The organism is Methylobacterium oryzae, from assembly GCF_021398735.1.
Taxonomy (GTDB): Bacteria; Pseudomonadota; Alphaproteobacteria; order Rhizobiales; family Beijerinckiaceae; genus Methylobacterium.
Map to the genome: position 1 here is coordinate 1,720,085 of NZ_CP090349.1, position 18,979 is coordinate 1,739,063.

An 18,979-nucleotide genomic window follows, 5' to 3' on the forward strand; every position below is an offset into this window, starting at 1 on the left:
CCGGTATGGCGCGCGCCGATGCGGACCTTACAACGATGATGTAGGGCCCGGGCGTCGTCGCGCCGGTCCACCCGGACGATCCACCGCAGAGGCAGAGATGCTCTCCGTCATCCAGAACCCGCCCCGCATCGCGCTCCCCATCGTCGGTAGCAGCGACTTCTATCCCGTCCGCCGCGTCTACTGCGTCGGGCGCAACTACGCCGCCCACGCCCGCGAGATGGGCGCGGACCCGGACCGCGAGCCGCCGTTCTTCTTCATGAAGCCCGCCGACGCCCTGCAGATCGTCGGGCCGGAGCCGACGGCCCACGCCTACCCGCCGAAGACCGCCAACTACCATTTCGAGGTGGAGATGGTCGCGGCCCTCGCGAGCGGCGGCAGCGACATCCCGGCCGAGACCGCCCTGGAGCACGTCTACGGCTACGCCATCGGCCTCGACATGACCCGGCGCGACGTCCAGGACGAGGCCAAGAAGATGTCGCGGCCCTGGGACACCGCCAAGGCGGCCGACGGGTCGGGGCCGATCGGCGCGCTCCACCCGGTCTCCGCCATCGGCCACCCGGCCAAGGGCGCCATCACCCTGTCGGTCGACGGCGAGGTCCGCCAGAAGGGCGACCTCGGCGACATGATCTGGTCCGTCGCCGAGCAGATCGCCTACCTGTCGGGCTACTTCGCCCTGCAGCCCGGCGACCTGATCTTCACCGGCACGCCCTCTGGCGTCGGCCCGGTCCAGCGCGGCCAGCGCATGGTCGCGGCGATCGACGGTCTCGGCGCCATCACCCTCGACGTCGTCTGAGCCGCGCGGCCGCATGCTCCTCGATCGGCCGCTGCTGCGGCGCCTGTTCCACCTCGGGGCGCTCGCGTCCCGGGGCATGACCCTCGGCGTGCGCGGCGTCGCCCTCGACGGGGCCGGGCGCGTCGCCCTGGTGCGCCACACCTACGTGAGTGGCTGGCACCTCCCCGGCGGCGGCGTCGAGCGCGGCGAGACCGCGCGCGACGCGATCGTGCGGGAGTTCCGCGAGGAGGCGGAGATCGTCGCCGAGGGAGAGCCGCGCCTGCACGGCCTCTATCGGAACGTGGTCGCCGCGCCCCGCGACCACGTGGCCCTGTTCGTCCTGCCGGCCTTCACGGTCCTGCGCCCGAAGGCGCCGGACCGGGAGGTCGCCGAGTGCGCCTTTTTCCCGATGGACGCGCTCCCCGAGGGGACCACGCGCGGGACCCGCGCCCGGCTCCGGGAGATCCGCGACGGCCTCCCGCCGGAGCCGAACTGGTAAATCGTGACGGTTCGCGAAAAGGGCGCTTGCGTCGCCCGGCGGAATGGTGTTTAGAGAGCCGCGCCGGGGGCCGCCGGCACGAAAGTCCGGGCGGCGCGGCACAGTGAGCGGGTGTAGCTCAGGGGTAGAGCACAACCTTGCCAAGGTTGGGGTCGAGGGTTCGAATCCCTTCGCCCGCTCCAGTTTTCCCAACCATACGATCGACCTACAAGGCCGCAGCTCTGCGGCCTTTGTCGTTTCTGGACCTCGGCGAACTGCCGGTCGCGGAAAGGCGAACGGCGTCCGGGTGGACCGAGGCGCGGGATCGCGCCCGGTCAGCCCGGCTCAGGCGTCCTGTTCCTTCGCGAAGGCCCGCAGTGAGACCCGGGCGACCTCCCGCAGCGCCTCCCGGTCGGCGCCCGAGGAGGCCAGCACGCCCATGCCGGAGGCGACGGTGGACAGGAATCGCGCCAGCGCGACCGGGTCGGAATCCGCCGGCAGGTCACCGTCCTGTTGGGCCTGAATGAAGCGCTCGCGGAGTTCCATCTCGCCCTGCGCCCGCCGGGACGCCAGCTCGAACGGGATGTTCTCCGAGCCCGCGCCGCAGGCGAGACCGCCCTGAACGAGGAGGCAGCCGGGCGGGTTCGCCGGATCCGTGTGGCTCTCGGCGATGCTGCTCAGGAAGCGCTCGGCCACGTCGCGCGCGGTCTCGCCCGCCAGGACGAAGCGCATGTGCTCGGAGCGCCGCTGCGCGTACCGGTCGAGGGCGGCCTTGAGCAGCCCCTCCTTGCTGCCGAAGGCCGCGTAGAGACTCGGCGGCTTGATGCCCATCGCCTTCGTGAGCATCGCGAGGCTCGCGCCGTCGTAGCCGTGGCGCCAGAACACCTCCATCGCCTCGTCGAGGGCCTTGTCCGTGTCGAAGGACCGGGGGCGCCCCATCACCATTGCCTGCGGACTCCAACTTTTATATCGAGTGGTAGATAAGTCACTTGACGCCCCGCGTCCATGCCGACATGTGTAGCGACCTATACAGATGTTGGAGTCGCTCGTGGAACCTCAGCGTCATCCCTCGCGCAATCCTCTCCGTGCCCGGCGCCTCGCGGCCGGAAGCCTCGCGGTCGCCCTTCTCGCAGGCGTCTCCTACACCTTCATACCCGGCGCCCTGGTCCGGGGAACCGTGGCCGTCGCCGCGACGCCGCCGACCGAGGTGGCGATGCCGGCCTCAGTCGCGACCGTCGAGCCGCGCGACGTCATCCTCTGGGACGAGTTCTCGGGTCGTCTGGAGGCCGTCGAGCGCATAGACGTCCGTGCCCGGGTGGGCGGCGCGATCCTGGCCACGCATTTCGCGGAAGGTGAGGTGGTCAAGGCCGGCGACCTGCTGGTGACCATCGATCCCGCGCCCTACGCGGCCGAGGTCCAGCGGCTGGAAGCCCAGGTCGCGGGCGCCGAGGCGCGGGTCGGCATGACGGCGAGCGACCTCGAGCGCGGGCAGAAGCTGTCGGACCAGCACATCGTCACGGCGCGCGACCTCGACGTCCGCGCCAACGCGTTCAAGGAGGCCAAGGCGAGCCTCGACGCGGCGAAGGCGGCCCTGGAGGCGGCGCGCCTGAACCTCGGCTACACGCAGGTCCGGGCGGCCGTCGGCGGCCGCGTCGGCCGCCGCGAGATCACGCCGGGCAACCTCGTGGCCACGGGCGCCGGGGCCGCCGTGCTGACCACGCTCGTCTCGGTCGATCCGGTCTACGCCAGCTTCGATGCCGACGAGGGCGTGGTCCTGAAGGCGCTGGCCTCGGTCGCCGAGTCGGGCGGCCGGCGCGGCAAGCTCGACCGCATCCCCGTGGAGATGGCGACCGCCGACGGCGCCCGCGCGGCCGGGCATCTCCAGTTCATCGACAACAAGGTCGACGCGCGCAGCGGCACGGTCCGGGTGCGCGCGACCGTCTCCAACGGCGACGGCCGCCTGATCCCGGGCCAGTTCGCCCGGATGCGCCTCGGTCAGGCCGCGCCGGAACGCCTCGTCCTCGTCGACGAGCGGGCCGTCGGCACCGATCAGGACAAGAAGTTCGTGCTCCTCGTGGGGTCGGACAACCGGGCCGAGTTCCGCGCCGTCACCCTCGGCCGGGCGGTCGACGGTCTGCGCGTCGTGACTTCCGGCCTGTCGGGCGGCGAGCGCATCGTGGTCAACGGCCTGCAGCGCGTCCGTCCCGGGACCCTCCTGCGCCCCGAACCGGTCGCGATGGGCGCGCGCCCGCAGGACGCCGCCTCCGGGCCGCGCAAGCTGGCGCAGCGCTGACGGCCGGCGCGCCGCGCCCGTCCGCCCGATCCAGATCCCCGACGCCTTCGAGACGGCGGCCGCACGCGGCCGCCCGGACGCCCCTGCCTCACGCCCTCGGAGGGCGGCATGAATCTCTCCAAATTCTTCATCGACCGCCCGATCTTCGCGGGTGTGCTCTCGATGCTCATCTTCATCGGCGGCCTGCTCTCGCTCTTCGCGATGCCGATCTCCGAGTACCCGGACGTGGTGCCCCCCTCCGTCGTCGTCCGCGCGACCTTCCCGGGCGCCAACCCCAAGGTCATCGTCGAGACCGTGGCGACGCCGATCGAGGAGCAGATCAACGGCGTCGAGGGCATGCTCTACATGTCGAGCCAGGCCACGACGGACGGCATCATGACGCTGACCGTCACCTTCCGGCTGGGCACCGACCCCGACAAGGCGCAGCAGCTCGTCCAGAATCGGGTCTCGCAGGCCGAGCCGCGGCTGCCGGCGGTGGTGCGCCAGCTCGGCATCGTCACGGTGAAGAGCTCCCCCGACCTGACGATGGTCGTGCATCTCGTCTCGCCCAACGGGCGCTACGACATGACCTACCTGCGCAACTACGCGGTGCTGAACATCAAGGACCGCTTGGCGCGGCTCGACGGCGTCGGCCAGGTCCAGCTCTTCGGCTCCGGCGACTACGCGATGCGGATCTGGCTCGACCCGCAGAAGGTGGCCGAGCACGGCCTGTCCGCGGGCGACGTCGTGCGGGAGATCCAGGCCCAGAACGTCGAGGCCGCGGCCGGCGTGATCGGCGCGTCGCCGGCCGTTCCGGGCCTCGACCTGCAGCTCTCGCTCAACGCCGAGGGGCGCCTGAGCAGCGAGGAGCAGTTCGGCGACATCGTGGTCAAGACCGGCGCCGACGGGGCGATCACGCGCCTGCGCGACGTCGCGCGCATCGAGCTCGGCGCTTCCGACTACGCCCTGCGCTCGCTCCTCGACAACAAGTCGGCGGTGGCGATCCCGATCTCGCAGTCGCCGGGCTCGAACGCGATCCAGATCTCCGACGAGGTGCGCCGCACCATGGCGGAGATCAAGCGGACCATGCCGGAGGGCGTCGACTACCAGATCGTCTACGACCCGACGCAGTTCGTGCGCGCCTCCATCGAGGCCGTGATCCACACGCTGCTGGAGGCGATCGCCCTCGTCGTGCTCGTGGTGATCCTGTTCCTGCAGACGTGGCGGGCCTCGATCATCCCGCTGCTCGCCGTGCCGGTCTCCATCGTCGGCACCTTCGCGGTGATGCACGTCTTCGGATTCTCGATCAACGCGCTGAGCCTGTTCGGCCTCGTGCTGGCCATCGGCATCGTCGTCGACGACGCGATCGTCGTCGTCGAGAACGTCGAGCGCAACATCGAGAGCGGCCTGTCCCCGCGGGACGCCAGCTACCAGGCCATGCGCGAGGTCTCGGGCCCGATCATCGCCATCGCCCTGGTGCTGGTCGCGGTCTTCGTGCCCCTGGCCTTCATCAGCGGCCTGACGGGCCAGTTCTACAAGCAGTTCGCCCTCACCATCGCGATCTCGACGGTGATCTCGGCGATCAACTCGCTGACCCTCTCGCCGGCCCTCTCGGCGCTGCTGCTGAAGGATCACCACGCGCCGAAGGATCGTCTCACCCGCATCCTCGACCGGCTGCTCGGCTGGTTCTTCCGCCGCTTCAACCGCGCCTTCGGGCGGGCCTCGAACGGCTACGGCCGCGGTGTCGGCTTCGCGGTGTCGCGCAAGGCCGCGATGATGACCCTCTACGTCCTGCTCGTCGGGCTGACCGTCGGCCTGTTCCGCCAGATCCCGGGCGGCTTCGTGCCGGGCCAAGACAAGCAGTACCTCGTGGGCTTCGCGCAGCTGCCCGACGGCGCGACCCTCGACCGGACGGAGGAGGTCATCCGCCGCATGAGCGAGATCGCCCTCAAGGAGCCCGGCGTCGAGAGCGCCGTCGCCTTCCCGGGCCTCTCGATCAACGGCTTCACCAACAGCTCCAACTCGGGGATCGTGTTCTCGACGCTCAAGCCGTTCGACGAGCGCAGGGACCCGTCCCTCAACGGAGCGGCGATCGCGCAGTCGCTGAACAAGAAGTACGCCGCGATCCCCGAGGCCTTCATCGCGATGTTCCCGCCGCCGCCGGTGAACGGGCTGGGGACGATCGGCGGCTTCAAGCTGCAGATCGAGGATCGCGCCGGCCTCGGCTACGAGGCGCTGAACGACGTCACGAAGGCGTTCATGTCGAAGGCCGCCCAGGCGCCGGAACTCGTCGGGCTGTTCTCGAGCTTCCAGATGAACGTGCCGCAGCTCTTCGCGGACATCGACCGGACGAAGGCCCGTCAGCTCAACATCCCGGTGACGGACGTCTTCGACACGCTGCAGATCTATCTCGGCTCGCTCTACGTCAACGACTTCAACAAGTTCGGCCGCACCTACTCGGTGCGCGTCCAGGCCGACGCCCCGTTCCGGGCGCGATCGGACGATGTCGGTCTGCTGAAGGTCCGGGCCGGTTCCGGCGAGATGGTGCCGCTCTCCGCTCTGCTGCGCGTCCGCCAGACCGCCGGACCGGAGCGGGCCATGCGCTACAACGGCTTCCTGTCGGCCGACATCAACGCCGGTGCGGCGCCCGGCTACTCGTCGGGTCAGGCCCAGGCGGCGGCGACGCGGATCGCGGCGGAGACGCTGCCGCGGGGCTTCGCCTTCGAGTGGACGGACCTGACGTACCAGGAATTCATCGCGGGCAATTCCGGGGTCTGGGTCTTTCCCCTCGCGCTGCTCCTGGTCTTCCTCGTCCTCGCCGCGCAGTACGAGAGCCTCGCCCTGCCGCTGGCGATCCTGCTGATCGTGCCGATGGGGCTGCTCGCCGCGATGTTCGGCGTCTGGCTGTCGGCCGGCGACAACAACGTCTTCACGCAGATCGGCCTGATCGTGCTCGTCGGGCTCTCGGCCAAGAACGCCATCCTGATCGTCGAATTCGCCCGTGAGCTCGAATTCGCCGGTCGGACGCCGCTCCAGGCGGCGATCGAGGCGAGCCGCCTCCGGCTGCGGCCGATCCTGATGACGTCGATGGCCTTCATCATGGGCGTGCTGCCGCTGGTGACAGCGACTGGCGCCGGATCGGAGATGCGCCGCGCGATGGGCGTCGCGGTGTTCTCGGGCATGATCGGCGTGACCGCCTTCGGCCTGTTCCTGACCCCGGTCTTTTACGTGCTGCTGCGTCGCCTGAGCGGCAACAGGCCCCTGAAGCATCACGGCGCCGCCGCGCCGGTCCCGGCGCCAGCAGCTGTGCCGAGCTCCGCGCCGGCCGATCACGGGATCCCGTCAGCCGCGCCGCTGCCACAGGCCTGACAGGGCGCGCCACGCCGGCGCCAGCACGACGTTCGTCAGCGGGATCAGCGCCCCGCCGACGACCAGCCCGATGAGGCCCGACACGGTCGCGGTGACGAGCCACTCGACGAGGCCCGCGGCGAACGGCACGCGCGCCGCCGCGGCCTCCGCCATCGCGTGGGCGGCGTGCGCCGGTGCCGAGAACCCGTAGGTCTCCAGACCGTGCATGAGGATCCCGCCGCCGACCCAGATCATCGCCGCCGTCCCGATGACGGCCAGGATCTTGAGCAGGATCGGCATGCCCTTCACGACGCCGCGGCCGAGCCCGCGGATCAGGCTTCCGAGCGGTGGGCCCGCGGTGCTGCGGGCGAGGGCCAGACCGGCATCGTCGGCCTTCACGATCAGCGCGACCACGCCGTAGACGCCCGCGGTGATGCCGACCGCGACGATGGCCAGCACCGCCGCCCGCATCCAGAAGCTGCCCTCCGGCAGCGCCGCCAGCGTGATGGCCATGATCTCGGCCGACAGGATGAAGTCCGTCTTGATGGCGCTCGCCACGCGCCGGTCTTCCCGGGCCTGATCGCCGCCGGCTCCACCCTCTTGGTCCGCCTCGTCGCCGTGGCCGTGATGGGCGAACACGGCTTCGTAGACCTTCTCGGCGCCCTCGAAGCACAGGTACGCGCCGCCCAGCATGAGGAGCGGCGTGATCGCCCAGGGGGCGAAGGCGCTCAGCGCCAGGGCACCCGGCAGCAGGAAAAGGATCTTGTTGCGCAGCGATCCGAGGGCGATCCTGCCGACGATCGGCAATTCGCGCTCCGCGGCGAAGCCGACGACGTAGCGCGGCGTCACGGCCGCGTCGTCGATGACGACGCCGGCGGCCTTGGTGCCGGCGCGCGCCGCCTGGCCGGCCACGTCGTCGAGCGAGGCCGCCGCGGCCCTCACCATGAAGGCGACATCGTCCAACAGGGCGATCAATCCGACGCTCACCCGTCCCCCCTCGTCCCTGACCGGTCCGCCAGACAGACGATCCGCGGCAGGATTTGATCCCTGACCGGCGAAAAATCGGCGGATCCGGCCGTCGCCCGGGACTGGCTGCCCCTGCTCGCGCCTAGCGCAGCGCCAGGGCGTCGAGCCATCCGTGCGCGGCGGCGTAGCGGATGATCTCCGCGCGCGTGCGCAGGCCCAGCTTCTCGGCGGCCCGCGCCTTGTAGGTCTCGATGGACTTCACGCTGAGATCGAAGCGCCGCGCGATCTCCTTGTTGCTGAAGCCCTGCGCGATCAGCCGGAGCACGTCGGTCTCGCGCGGGCTCAGCGCTTCGGCCGACGGCTCGGACTCGCCGCCCTGCGCCGGGGCCCCGGGATGCGCCAAGGCGTGGCTCGCCACCGAGGGGTCGAGGTAGATCCCGCCAGCCGCGACGGCGCGGACCGCGCGGAGCAGGTCCTCCGCGGCCGAGCGCTTGAGGAGGTAGCCCCGGGCGCCTGCCTTGAGCAGCGGCTGAACGTAGGCCGCGTCCTCGTGAACCGTCAGCACCAGCACGCGCGTCCGCGGGCAAGACCCGGCGACGCGCTCGGTCAGCTCCAGGCCGTTGAGGCCCGGCATCGAGACGTCGACGACGGCGACGTCCGGGTCGGCGGCGTGGATCATCGGCAGCGCCTCGCTGCCGCTGGTGGCCTCGCCGACCAGCTCGATCTCCGGGTCGGCGTTCAGGAGCGTCCGGATCCCCGCGAGGACGATGGGATGGTCGTCGGCCAGGGCGACGCGGATGCGGTCCGTCATGCGCTTCTCCTCAGGTCTCGGGATGTTCCGGAATCGGGATGGTGACGAACAGCGTCGTACCGATGCCCGGGGACGATTCCAGCGTGAGAGTCCCGCTCAGGAGCGACAGCCGCTCGCGGATGCCCGACAGGCCGAGCCGCAGCTTGGCCGGCGCCTCGCCGCCGGCGCGCTCACGCTGCTCGTCGGCGTTGAAGCCGGTGCCGTCATCCTCGATCACGACCCGCATCTCGCCCGCGCGCTTCTCCACCGAGACGCTGACGCTCGCGGCCCGGGCGTGCTTGAGGACGTTGGTCAGGGCCTCCTGCACGATCCGGTAGACGGCCGTCTCGATCGCGGCCGGCAGCCGGGTCGCCTCGCTCAGGAATTCCAGGTCGGCGCGGATCCCGTGCCGCTGGCTCCAGTCGCGCAGCAGGGTGGCCAGGGCCTCGCGCAGGCCGAGATCGTCGAGGGCGGTCGGCCGGAGGTCGACGGCGGCCCGGTGGATGTCGCGGCCGATCTCGCTCGCGAGGGATTGCAGCCACTCCACCTGCCGGCCGGCCTCGGCCGTCGCGCCGCGTGCCAGGAGCCGCTCCATGCTCTTGAGGCCCAGCGACAGACCGGTCACCGTCTGGCCGACCTGGTCGTGGAGTTCGCGGGCGATCCGGCGCTGCTCGTTCTCCTGGGCCTCGCCGAGGCGGCGCAGCAGCGCGAAGCGCTCGGCCTCCGCGCGCTTGCGCGGCTCGATGTCCGACACCACGCCGTAGATCAGCCCGGCCGGGGTATGCTCGTGGAGCTGCGGCACGCGGCCGGCGACCCGGACCCATCGCGGCTCCCGACCCTCCTGGATCACGCGGAACTCGACGTCGAGCGGCGTGCCCTCGGCGAGGCTCCGGCGCAGGGCCTCGCTCAGGCGCCCGCGATCCTCGGGATCGACCGCCTGCAGGACCGTGTCGGCGTCCACGGCGCTGTCGCGCCCTTCGGCGGCGGCCGTCCAACCGAGGAGATCGGCCGCGCGGGGCGAGCCGGTGACCCGGTGCGCGACGGTGTCCCAGCGCAGCGTGCCAAGCTCCGCGGCCTCGGCGGCGACGGCGCCCTGTTCTTCGCTGGAGCGGAGCGCGAGGGAGAACCGGGCCTGCTCGCCCGCCCGGCGCTGCGCCATATCGCGGCCGACGAGACCGACCAGCGCCAGGGCGAGCCCGATGCTGACGAAGCTGCCGCCACCCAGGACGGCGTAGGACCGCGAGACCGGCGCGTTGAGCGTCGCGACCGGCATCCCGAAATGCACCGACCAGCCGCCGGTATGCTGCAGGGTCCGGTAGACCACCTCGACATCGGCGCCTTCCAGCGTCGGTCCGGTGTAGAAGCCGTTCGGGGCGTTCCGGATCGCCGCCTGGAGCGCCGGGTTCGCCGGGTGGCCGAGCTCCTCCACCTCGGCCCGGGTCCGGGCGATCGTGTTGCCCTCCGCGTCCACGATGGTGCCGACCCAGCCCTCGGGGGCGCCGGCGTCGCGCAGGATCGAGCTCACCGCGTTCGTGGCGAGCCGGATCGAGAGGACGTAGCGCAGCGTGCCGTCCCGGATGACCGGCACGCGCAGCGCGACGAGGCGCTTGCCCGAGATCGAGCCGGCCGGGCCGATGCCGCCGATCACCGGCTGCCGCGTGCGCACCACCGCGTCGAAGCTCGTCCGGTCCGAGGTCGGTCCGAGTTCCTCCTCGAGGGACCGGAGAAGATTCACGATCTGGGCGCCGTCCGGTCGCGCGAGTTCCACCGTCTCCCAGAGCGGGTGCGCCTGCCGGAGGCGCACGGCCTCGGCGTAGAAGGCCGCGAGGTCGGGCCTGTCGAGGGTCGCGGAGGCGGCCTCGGCCTCGAGGACCGCGATCTGGGCGGCGATGTCCGAGGCGACGCGCTCGGCCACCCGGGTCGCGCTGGCGACGGCGGCGCTCCGGGCGAGGTCGCGCTGCTGCTGCGCCATCAGCGTCGCGACCCAGCCGCTGAGCAGCAGGACCGGGATCGCGGCCGCGAGGGCGAGGGCGACGAAGGTGCGGCGGCTGCCGCGGCTCAGCTGGAGCTCGGGCCTCCGGATCCCGGTGTCGCGGGCGCGAACATTCATGCGGCCGTGCGCGGACACGCTGCGCGTCGGTCCGGACCCGGCGCCCATCGCTCGGACGGCCCGACGCCCCTGTCTCGCCGTCCCGCGCGCACCGTCGCCCGCCTCCCGTATCCCCGCATCGGCCCGTAAGCTCACAGCTCTCCTACGGGAAAGTCGGGCCGCCGTCAGGCCGGGGAGGCGGGGTCGGACGCGGCACCGGCGTCGGAAAGGGCCGATCCGGGCAGCATCCGGGCGGGGTGCGGCATCCGCGTCGCGACCGCCCACGAGGAGCCGTCGTAGCCCTCGTACCAGGCCCGGCGCTCGCGCGACTCGCCGGGATAGGGGCAGGCGTCGCGGGGCCGACCGACGGCGCGCGCGCGGGCGCCCTGTTTGACGATGTCCATGAGCATGGGCGCTGATCTCTCCGGCCGCTCGGGAGCCTGTCCCGCCGGGTCAGAAGCGCCGAGTTCGAACGGCCAAGCAAGCTGTTTCGAGCCGGGATACCGCTCACACCGACGCCTGTCGGGAATATCCCGACAGGCCGTGCGTGCGATGATCGATTGACCATTGCACGAAAGCGGCACCGGGTCTTTCGGGGATCGCCCCGATCCGTCCGAATGATGCGCGGAGAGACACGAGATCCTCGCGTCGTCGGACGCGAGGATCACGAGTGCCCCGCCGACGTGGGCGTGGCGTGGGACGCCGATCGGGAGACCGTGACGGCCCGGCCTCCCGGTCCGGATGCGCCGCCTAGTAGGCGCAGCCGTAGCCGACCGGTGCATAGCCGTACCCGTAGGGCCGCCCGTAGGCCGCGCCGTAGAGACCGGGCCGTGCAGCGGCCGCGAGGCCAAGGCCTGCGCCGGTCGCGAAGCCGACCCCGCGATAGCCGCCCCAGCCACCCGAGCGATACGCGTGGGGCCGGAAGCCGTAGCCGGCGGGGCGGAAGTGGACGCCGCGATATCCGCGGTAGCCCCGGTGCCGCCGGTAGTGCCGGTGCAGACGGTGATGGCGGTACCGGTGGAGGCCGTGGCGCCGCCCCCTCCAGACGCCGTGGCCCAGATGGTGGGGCCCATTATGGAAGCCGCGGCCGTGGGGTCGCGCCTCGCTCGACGGGGCGAACAGGACGAGGCTCGACAGCGCCGTGAGGGCGATCGCGAGACGTTTCATGGGCTGAGCTCCAGAGACGGTGAAGGACGTCCGCACGGATCGGACCCGATGCCGGATCCGACCGCGCGGCGCGGTCTGTCGGGACGGCGATGCCGGCCGCCATCGCGGGCCACCGCGCATTCCCCGGTACGCGCGGACGGCGGGAGACCGCCCGTCGCTGTCCCGCAGGCTCATCTGTGTTGCCCGGCGCCGATCCGCAGTCGGAGAGATCGGCAATCGTGTCAGGGTCGGCCCGACATGCCCGGGCGACCGGCCTGGATTAGCTTGGCCGTGGACATTCGCGCGCGCTGCACAGGGGGACGGCATGCGGAAGGCGTTGGGACGGCCGGTGCAGAGGGCGCGATCCTGGTACCGGCGCTACGGGCGCCTCGGCGCGCCGCGGACGCCGCGACCGGTCAAGCAGGGCCCGCAGGCCGCCCCCGGACGCTCGCTGGAGGACTGGGCGCGGTTCGGCGGCGGTCTGCTCGGCCCGGAATCCGCCGATGCCCCGCGTCCTGAGATCCGCGCCGATCGAGGGGCCGCCCTCGGCATCCCGATCAGTCCGCCGGGCTGAAGACGTCGTCGCCCACGAAGATCATCTCGCGGTCGATCTCGGGGGGATCCTTCTGCGAGCCGTAGGCGAAGAACAGGCGCCGGGTCCGGCCATCCGCCGCGGTCAGCGTGAGCGTGTGGCGATCGAGGGCGTAGCGCCCGCCCTCCGGCGCGCGCCGACGGGCGATCGCCGTGCCGACGCCGGTGCTCGCCCCCGAATTCGTCGCGCCGACCGAGCCGCCGCGGCCGTAACTCCCGTCCGCGTGGAAGTCGTAGCGGCTCTCGACGGCGATCGCGACGTCGCCGCCCAGGGCTGTGTTGCCGCCGCCCGACAGCCTTCGGTACGCCCGCGCCACCCGCTCGCCAGAGCCGGCCGGGAAGGCCCGGAAGAAGCTGCCGTCGCCGAGGGCGTAGTCGTTCGCGCGGCCGCGCGCGTCGGTCAGGACGAAGCCGGCGCCCTTGGCGCTCCACCGCCCGAATCGCTTGGGCCGTGCGGCCCGCTCGGCGGCGAGGTCCACGTCTTCGAGCGCGGTGTCGGCGACCTCGTAGTAGGTTCCGTCGCGCAGGAAGATCAGCGGCTCGAAATCGATCGTCATGAGACCGCCGACGCCGAACCCGGTGGTCGAACGGAAGTACACGCCCTCGACCTGATCCCAGTTGGCGGCGTGGCGCGGGGGACCGGCCGCGTCCGGGGCGGACGGAGCCGGGGAGGGAGCCGGCCGCGCGTCCGGCACGGACGGGCTCTCCGCGACCGGTGGCGGCTTCGGGGCCGCGCGTCCGGCCCGGTCCTTCGGCACCAGCCCGTCCTCGGTCAGCGCCAGATTCCGCAGCGTGGCGACCGGGATGAACTCGTTGGACAGGCCCGCCAGGAAACGCGGCAGCACGCCGAGCCGCTTGGCCGCCTGCCAGCCGGCATGGTGGAGAACGGCGCGCAGCTTGACCTGCTCGGCGAAGGCTGCCCGCGTGACCGGCTGGGACAGGGGCGGCCGTTCCGCCATCGGCGCCACGAACCGGGTCCGGATCGCCCGCAGGGCCGCCGCGCTCGGCTCGACCGTCGCGTCGTTGGCGACCATCCATTGCAGGGCGATGAAGGCGGTGAGCACGTCGCCCGCATCGTCCGGCCGCAGCGGCGTCCCGTCGAGGAAGCCGCGGAAGATGGTGTCGTAATCGTGCTGGGCCATCTCTCGCGCCGTCTCGGCCGCGGCGATCGGGTTCGTGGCGCGCTGGTCGCGCACCGCCCGCGCGACCGTGGCGGCCCGCAGGTCGGGCGTCGAGGCGTAGGGGAGGGCCGGTCCCTCCACCTTGGTCGCCTGCGCCCGTGCCGGGGTCGCCGACACCGGGATCGCCAGGCTCGACAGCGGGACGGCTGCCACGCCGAGGCCGAGCAGTGCGGCCGCGCGCCGGAAGGTGAACCGCATCATCGCCGCAACCACGCTCGAAGGATCATCAGCAGGCCCTGCACGACGGTGAGCAGCAGTGTCAGGGCCATGAAGGGCAGGAACGGGATCAGCAGCCAGCCCGTCATCGTCAGCGTGTAGAGCAGGCCGCCGATATCGTGTCCGGCCACCGGGCAGGGGTGCGTCCCCGCCTCGTTGACGGTGCAGCCGGTCAGGTTCGTCAGCGCGAGGCCGAGCGCGAAGGGTACGACCGGCAGCCACGTGATGAGCAGCAGGATGAGGATCACGCGCAGGCGTCGCCGGGACGGGCTCGGCCGCGCCATCGTGCGGATGGCCATCGGTCACAAGCCCCGCGCGGAGCCGGGGCGGCCGCGCCGCGCCGCGCCGCTCATGGCTGGCGGCGATAGAGGCCGCGGAAGGTGACGTTGACGCCTCCGCAGCCGAGGTTGTCGTCGACGACCAGCCAGGGGCCGACCCGCCGCAGCCAGACCTTGCAATCGGACGCGTCACCGGCCTCGACTGGCAGCGCCCCGTTCTCGCCGACGGCGAAGCTCGCCGCGGCGCCCTGCGGGGCGACCGTGCCGGCGAATTCGCCGATATGGACGCCGCCGCGGCGCGCCCGCTCCGGATCCCCGGCGCCCCAGGTGGCGTCGCCCCCGAAGGTGAGCAGCCCCGGCTTGTCGGCCTGGGTGATGCGGATGCGCGCCTCCGCACGGGTCCAGGTGCCGAGCCAGTCCGCAGGCGCGACGGCACCGGGCGGCTCGACGGCGACGGCCTCGCCCGGGAGCCAGCCTGTCCGGCCCATATCGTCGCCCGCGCCCCGATAGTGGGCGCAGACATAGGCGCCGCGTCGCTCGCCGAGGATGACGGGATCGGCGCTCACCAGGTAGGCGCGCTCGCGGCAGGCGGCGCTCGGGTCCGGGCAGCCGGCGCGGGCGAGCCCGTCCTTGACGAAGGCCGTGCGCCCCGGCGCGCTGATGCGCCCGAAGGTTGGGGGCGCGCCGGACGCGAGCGTGGGGGACCGCCGGCACTCATTCTCCTCCGCGCGCGCCGGGCCAGCGAGCAGGGCGAGGGCGGAGACCAGGAGCAGCGGGGCGAGGAGCGGCGGGCGCATCGGGAAGGCTCTCGTTGTGGGTGCAGAGGTCGGTCAGCGCATCGCCACCGAGGCGGCGACACGGTCGGCCCTGTCCAGGGCGTCGAGGCGACCGGCATCGGCGAAGCCCAGCACCCGCAGGTAGCGCTGGCCGTCGAAGACCATCGTCTGCGTCACGCCGAGGGCACGGCCGCTCTTGGTGTCGGTCCCGGTGCCGCGCAGCCGCACGACGACCGCCTCGCCGCGACTGGACCGCGCCTCGTCCGTGACGTTCACGTCGGCGAAGTCCTTCTGCGCCGCGAACAGCCGGCGGGCGACCGCGACCTCCGCGCCCGCCGGGACCGGCGCCTGACCGAGCGAGGGCGCGACGACGATCACCGGCTGCTCGCGCTCGGGATCGACGTCCTTGGGTCCCTCGGTGAGGAGGAGGCTGTTGCCCGCGAAGACCGCGGTCGGCCGGTAGCCCGCCATGTCGCCGACCGTGTAGGGCAGCGCCGCGACCTGATCGGTCAGGCTCGCCTTCGCCCGGAACGCGATCGTGCGGAGGGCCGCCTCGACGGAAGCGGCGGGCACCTGCCGGGCCGCCTTCTCGGGGACCTGCACGGTGACGAGCCCGGTCCCGGGGGCGCCGCGCACGACGGCGACCCATTTCGCGTAAGTGAGGCCGTTGGCCGGCTGGGTGCCGCGCAGGACGAAGCCCTCACCGCCCGCGACCGGCAGGGGCTCGGCCCCGCCCTTCACCCGGAAGCCCGTGGCGGCCAGCGCCTCGGGGGTGAACCGGCCATTGATTCGGTCCCAGGCCTCCGGCGGCATCTCCACCAGGATGATCGACGCGCCGGCCGGATGCTCGAAACCGGCGAAGCGCCGGCTCACGCTCATCCCGGCCGGCGGCGTCAGGCCGAGGGCGCCGGCGCCCGGAAAGACCGGGTCGGCCCGGGCCTCGCGGGCCGCGATCGCCAGGGGCGCGAGGACCAGTCCGGCCAGGATGACGCGCCGCGCCGGGCGTTGCGGGACAAGATGGGAGAGGGCGCCGCGCAGGCGCTCGCGAACCGACATGGTCAACCTTCAGGGAACGGTGGGACGACGAGGAAGGCGAAGGTTCGGCTACCGCGTCGCCACGCGGCTGATGACGAAGGTGTTGCCCGAGAACTGGACCTGACCCGGCGCGCTCATGTGCTCCAGCATCAGGCGGAGGTTCCGGCCGAGCCGGGCGGAATCCGAGCGGGTCTCGTACCAGTACTCGGTGCTGGCCCCGCTCGCGCGCACCGGACGGTGGTGCTCGTAGCAGCGGAAGGCCGCCATGTACTCCTCGGCCGCCTGGACCTCCTGGGCCGAGAAGCCGCTCAGACGGACGACGTAGGCGCTGGGCAAACCCCCACAGCCCTCGCCGCCGGGCGCCGCCGCCACGGCGCCGCCGACCGGAGCGGCGTCAGGGGGCGCAGCGCCGGCATCGGCACCGCGGCGGGGCGCGATGACGCCGTCGAGCTTCGCGGTGAGGGCGGCCGCGAGGTCGGCGGCCACCGTCTTCGCCTCGGCGCCGACCCGCTCGAGCAGGCACTCGCGGTCGCACCCCTGGGGCAGGGGCGGCAGCTGGAGCCCGGCCACCTCGAACGAGCCGAGCGACTGACCGGTGCGGACGTTGAGGAGGCGTCCGGGGATACGGATCTCCGGACGGACGATATCCGAGTAGGCGGATTTCGACGCCGACGCGTAGATCTGGAACACCGCCACCACGTCGAGCGGCGGATTCTGGACCGCGCGGGCGACCTCGATCAGCTCGGCATCCCGCCGGCGCACCCGGTTGGCCTGGGTGAACCCCATCGCGACGGCGGTCTCGTCGTAGACGTTGTAGCCGCGCAGGTTCATGGTCTCAGACAGCTCGTGGATCACCCGCTGGAAGATGCGGTTGCCGCGGGGCACCGCGTCCTCGTCGGCGTCCTCGCCCATCACGACGACGTTGGGCTTGGTCTGCGCCCGGGCCGGTGCCGCGTAGGCGGAACCGAGGGCCAGGACGGCGAGGCAGGCGGCGCGGAACGCGGTGGTGCGGAACGCGGTGGTGCGGACGAGGGGCATCGGGATCCTCCAGGACATCGCGGGTCTCTCCGTCTTCGGACCGTCGGTGAGGCGAGTTGGCGTCATTCGGTGCAGGGACGTGGGGTCGGCGCCGCGCGGAAATCGTCGAGGTCGAGATCCGTCCGCAGGCGCGGATCGGCCAGGTCGCTGCACGGACCATCCGCGACCGGCAGGACGAAGCGGAGGGCACCGCTGCGGGCCGGCGCGATCAGGCTGACCTCCACCCTGCGGTTCACCGGTGACAGGGGTGCGTCGGGATCCTTCGGCCGCGCGGGTCCCCAGCCGTGGACGCGCAGGCGCTCCGGGGCGATGCCGTAGGTCTCGACGAGATGCGCCTTCACGGCCCGGGCCCGGGCCAGGGAGAGGCGGCGGTTGTAGGCGCGGCCGCCGGCGGCGTCGGTGTGGCCGGCGATCAGGAATCCGTGGCCCGCGAGCGGCTCGGCGCGCAGGGCCTCGCCGAGCGGTTCGAGCTGGATGCGCGCTTCGGGGGTCAGGCGCGCGCTGTCGTAGGCGAAGAACACGGTGAGATCGATCGACCGGGCGGGAACGACGCGGACCGCCGGGCCGCCGTCGTCGGGGCTGACCGCCAGCGGCCGCGCGGGAGCTCCCGGATTGCCGTCGGCGAACGGCGCGAGCGACCGGATGATCGCGGTCGGACCCGGGTTCGCGGCCCGCGCCTCCTCGGCCTCCGCCCGCTCCGCGGCCGGGTCCCGCGGCGGAGGCGCTTCGTCCGGCTGCGCTGCCCGGGCACCCGGCACCTCGGTGAGCGGGTTCGCCCGCGCGGGCGCGGCCAGCGCGAGGGCGAGGCCGACGGCGAGCAACAGGCCGGAGCGGCCGAGGCGCGCCCGCGCGGCGCGCGGCAGATCGTGGGTCCGCATCGCTTACCCTTCCAGTGTCCCGGGCCTTGCTTCGGCCCCTCTCACCCCGTCCATGGGCGGCCCAGAGCGATTTTCGTCGCCCGGCCTCGCGATCTCCGCGACGGCGCTCAGCGTCCCCGCAGGATGGCGTTCATCCCGGCCGGGTCGAGGGGTCCGTCGGTCGCCGGCCTGGGTTGGGGTGCCGGGCCGGGCCCGACCGGCCTGGTCCCCGGATCCGCGGCGGCGACCGGGCGCCCCTGGGCCGCCGCGATCCGCGTCAGGGTCGGGCTCCGGCCCAGGATCGCCGAGAGGCGGGTCGCGCTGTTGAAGCTCGTCGGATCCTTCGGATCGAGGCCGCCCTCCTTGTGGAGCGCGATGCCGGCCACGGAGGCGTCGAACATGAGCGAACCGGACGAGCCGCCGAGCGTGTCGCAGCGGTGGCGCAGGTCCGGGCCTTCGGCCTGGTCCTTCACGGCGAAGCAGCGGAAGCGGCTCATCACCTTCGGTCGTCCGAGGGGATGGTGGATGACCAGCATCGAGCGGTTGGCCGTCACCGGCTCGCCCGAGAGCCGCGCGGCGCCGTAGGTCGCGGTCGGATTGCCCGCCACGCGGGCGAGGGCGAAGTCGAGGCGGGCGTCGAACTCGACGGGCTTCGGGTCGATCTCGAACCGGCGGGAGCCTTTCCCGTCGAGGGTCAGGTAATCCATCAGGATCGACGCCTTGATCGGGCGCAGGTCGCCCGATTGCGGCAGGCAATGGTGGTTGGTCAGCACGTAGTCGCCGGTCAGGAGCGTCCCCGTGCAGGAGGCACCGACCTGCTGCCCGGTGCGGCCGTTCTGGAGCACGATGTCGACGCGGCCGATCGGTCGGGCGAGGGCCGCGAGGCCGTCCTTCGGGTCGAGCTCGCTCACGGGCTCGAAGGCGCCCTTGTTCTGGTCGACATAGGCGGCCGCGTCGCCGGTCGTCTGGCGCAGGGGCAGCTGCGCCCGGCCGTAATCGGCGGGATCGAAGCCGACGCTCTGCGCCCGCGCGGCATCGCCGCGGCCGAGCACGATCAGCGCGCAGGCCGTTCCCAGAAGGAGTGGGCCTCTCCGGCGCATCGCGATCATCCTCTCCCTCCTCTCGGTCCGCGAATCGGGCCCGCGC

18 protein-coding genes and 1 tRNA gene are annotated in these 18,979 nt (G+C 72.6%); 6 read left to right on the forward strand and 13 right to left on the reverse strand.

The window, feature by feature from the left end; genetic code table 11:
- Positions 1-97 precede the first annotated feature (97 nt).
- The 3 genes from LXM90_RS08265 (at position 98) to LXM90_RS08275 (ending at position 1,453) form a co-directional block, all read left to right on the forward strand.
- Complete coding sequence (locus LXM90_RS08265; protein ID WP_042670673.1) at positions 98-793, forward strand: fumarylacetoacetate hydrolase family protein; 696 nt, start codon at positions 98-100, stop codon at positions 791-793.
- Between the two features lie 13 nt (positions 794-806).
- Positions 807-1,271: an NUDIX domain-containing protein gene (locus LXM90_RS08270; RefSeq protein ID WP_042670671.1), complete on the forward strand. Its 465-nt coding sequence runs from the start codon at positions 807-809 to the stop codon at positions 1,269-1,271.
- Positions 1,272-1,378: 107 nt separating this feature from the next.
- A tRNA-Gly gene (locus tag LXM90_RS08275) sits at positions 1,379-1,453 on the forward strand.
- Positions 1,454-1,595: 142 nt separating this feature from the next.
- On the opposite strand, the gene LXM90_RS08280 is transcribed toward LXM90_RS08275, so the two are convergent.
- Complete coding sequence (locus LXM90_RS08280; RefSeq protein WP_042670669.1) at positions 1,596-2,195, reverse strand: TetR/AcrR family transcriptional regulator; 600 nt, start codon at positions 2,193-2,195, stop codon at positions 1,596-1,598.
- Between the two features lie 88 nt (positions 2,196-2,283).
- Between LXM90_RS08280 and LXM90_RS08285 the strand changes: the two genes are divergently transcribed.
- Together LXM90_RS08285 and LXM90_RS08290 are read left to right on the forward strand one after the other, a co-directional pair.
- Positions 2,284-3,543 carry an efflux RND transporter periplasmic adaptor subunit gene (locus LXM90_RS08285; protein WP_419149855.1) on the forward strand — a complete coding sequence of 420 codons (1,260 nt, stop codon included), beginning with the start codon at positions 2,284-2,286 and terminating at the stop codon, positions 3,541-3,543.
- A gap of 108 nt (positions 3,544-3,651) precedes the next feature.
- Positions 3,652-6,891, forward strand: a complete 3,240-nt coding sequence (locus LXM90_RS08290; protein WP_020094567.1) for an efflux RND transporter permease subunit — start codon at positions 3,652-3,654, stop codon at positions 6,889-6,891.
- Here the strand turns inward: LXM90_RS08290 and LXM90_RS08295 are convergent.
- The 5 genes from LXM90_RS08295 to LXM90_RS08315 form a co-directional block, all read right to left on the reverse strand.
- Complete coding sequence (locus tag LXM90_RS08295) at positions 6,865-7,857, reverse strand: DUF808 domain-containing protein (RefSeq protein WP_026605162.1); 993 nt, start codon at positions 7,855-7,857, stop codon at positions 6,865-6,867. The two genes, LXM90_RS08290 and LXM90_RS08295, sit on opposite strands and share 27 nt — an antisense overlap.
- A 121-nt stretch (positions 7,858-7,978) precedes the next feature.
- Positions 7,979-8,647 (reverse strand): response regulator, encoded by a 669-nt coding sequence (locus tag LXM90_RS08300; RefSeq protein ID WP_020094565.1) that lies wholly within the window; start codon positions 8,645-8,647, stop codon positions 7,979-7,981.
- A 10-nt stretch (positions 8,648-8,657) separates the two neighbouring features.
- Positions 8,658-10,736, reverse strand: coding sequence for an ATP-binding protein (locus tag LXM90_RS08305; RefSeq protein ID WP_051123768.1), 2,079 nt, complete (start codon positions 10,734-10,736; stop codon positions 8,658-8,660).
- A gap of 164 nt (positions 10,737-10,900) precedes the next feature.
- Complete coding sequence (locus LXM90_RS08310; protein ID WP_020094563.1) at positions 10,901-11,125, reverse strand: ribosome modulation factor; 225 nt, start codon at positions 11,123-11,125, stop codon at positions 10,901-10,903.
- A 340-nt stretch (positions 11,126-11,465) separates the two neighbouring features.
- Positions 11,466-11,882 carry a hypothetical protein gene (locus LXM90_RS08315; protein ID WP_020094562.1) on the reverse strand — a complete coding sequence of 139 codons (417 nt, stop codon included), beginning with the start codon at positions 11,880-11,882 and terminating at the stop codon, positions 11,466-11,468.
- A gap of 304 nt (positions 11,883-12,186) precedes the next feature.
- On the opposite strand from LXM90_RS08315, the gene LXM90_RS08320 reads away from it, so the two are divergent.
- Complete coding sequence (locus LXM90_RS08320) at positions 12,187-12,435, forward strand: hypothetical protein (protein ID WP_091680694.1); 249 nt, start codon at positions 12,187-12,189, stop codon at positions 12,433-12,435.
- Here LXM90_RS08320 and LXM90_RS08325 read toward each other — a convergent pair.
- The 7 genes from LXM90_RS08325 to LXM90_RS08355 all read right to left on the reverse strand — a co-directional run bounded on the left by LXM90_RS08325 (position 12,419) and on the right by LXM90_RS08355 (position 18,942).
- Positions 12,419-13,834, reverse strand: a complete 1,416-nt coding sequence (locus LXM90_RS08325) for a hypothetical protein (RefSeq protein WP_020094560.1) — start codon at positions 13,832-13,834, stop codon at positions 12,419-12,421. The two genes, LXM90_RS08320 and LXM90_RS08325, sit on opposite strands and share 17 nt — an antisense overlap.
- On the reverse strand, positions 13,831-14,148 hold the full coding sequence (locus LXM90_RS08330; RefSeq protein WP_020094559.1) for a hypothetical protein: 318 nt from the start codon (positions 14,146-14,148) through the stop codon (positions 13,831-13,833). Before LXM90_RS08330 ends, LXM90_RS08325 begins: the two co-directional genes overlap by 4 nt.
- Before the next feature lie 50 nt (positions 14,149-14,198).
- Complete coding sequence (locus LXM90_RS08335; RefSeq protein WP_234082330.1) at positions 14,199-14,924, reverse strand: hypothetical protein; 726 nt, start codon at positions 14,922-14,924, stop codon at positions 14,199-14,201.
- Between the two features lie 33 nt (positions 14,925-14,957).
- Positions 14,958-15,959 carry a hypothetical protein gene (locus tag LXM90_RS08340; protein ID WP_234082332.1) on the reverse strand — a complete coding sequence of 334 codons (1,002 nt, stop codon included), beginning with the start codon at positions 15,957-15,959 and terminating at the stop codon, positions 14,958-14,960.
- Between the two features lie 48 nt (positions 15,960-16,007).
- Entirely contained in the window at positions 16,008-16,994 is a 987-nt protein-coding gene (locus LXM90_RS08345; RefSeq protein WP_234082334.1) for a hypothetical protein, read from the reverse strand.
- Positions 16,995-17,038: 44 nt separating this feature from the next.
- The gene (locus LXM90_RS08350; RefSeq protein ID WP_234082336.1) at positions 17,039-17,854 is read right to left on the reverse strand and encodes an OmpA family protein; all 816 of its coding nucleotides are present in this window, start codon (positions 17,852-17,854) and stop codon (positions 17,039-17,041) included.
- 107 nt (positions 17,855-17,961) lie between these two features.
- Positions 17,962-18,942, reverse strand: coding sequence for a trypsin-like serine peptidase (locus tag LXM90_RS08355; protein ID WP_091978712.1), 981 nt, complete (start codon positions 18,940-18,942; stop codon positions 17,962-17,964).
- Between the last annotated feature and the right edge of the window lie 37 nt (positions 18,943-18,979).